Below are 793 nucleotides of genomic sequence, written 5' to 3' on the forward strand. Positions count from 1 at the left end.
TTGCTCTGCGTGTGTTGCGTTTTACTATGGCCGGGACACGCCTTGGGCTTCTTCAATTGATAGGCTCTTTTATCAAGCTTAGAGTACTCAGTCGTGGTCTTTCTGCAAGCTGGCGTGGCTTAGCAGCCGCAGGGCGCTTGCTGGGTTTGCTAACCGCGGGTCTTGGGGCAAGTTCACTCCGACTCTTACGCCCCATGACCTTGTTGGTCGGGGCTTTACGGGGGATTGCTGTCTCAGGAAGTGCATTTGCTGCCTCTTTTGGTTGGATGGGGACAGTGATCGAAGTGGTTGGGGCAAGTCTTTCCTCTGTTGTGGGGGGTATTTTTACTCCGATCGGGGCGGTCATTGCTGCTGTTGTGGCTGTCATCCTTGCTGCTGGTTTTGCTTTGTGGAAATACTGGGACCGTTTCTCTTCTTTTGTCAAAGGTTTTGCACGGGGGGTATCTCGGGCTTGGGGGCGTGCCTTTGAAGCCGTTATGCGTTTTTTTGGTGCTGATACTACCACCATCACCAAATGGAAAAACATCATTGCTGCTGCTTTCGACTTCTCTAAACATTGGCAAAAGTTTAAACAAGGACTTTCCTTTGTTGTCGAGTGGTTTGGCAATTTGTGGGAGAGCGTTAAACGAAGCTTTTCCAACTTTTGGCAATGGTTGAAGAGTTTTTTTACACAGGAAAAGCTCTCGGAGAGTGCCAAGGCTGGTATGGAACAAGCGGGCGAAGATCTGGCTAATTCGATTGTCGATGGCTTTATGTCATCTATCTCACAATTGATGGATTTTTGTAAATCTTT

At 48.5% G+C, this 793-nt stretch carries 1 pseudogene; it reads left to right on the forward strand.

Features of this window, described 5'->3' with window-relative positions:
* Window positions 1-793: pseudogene (locus ACFINA_RS09680) on the forward strand (phage tail tape measure protein); the annotation flags it as partial.

Source organism: Bartonella sp. AC10YNML, from assembly GCF_042196825.1.
In the GTDB taxonomy this organism is placed as follows: Bacteria; Pseudomonadota; Alphaproteobacteria; order Rhizobiales; family Rhizobiaceae; genus Bartonella.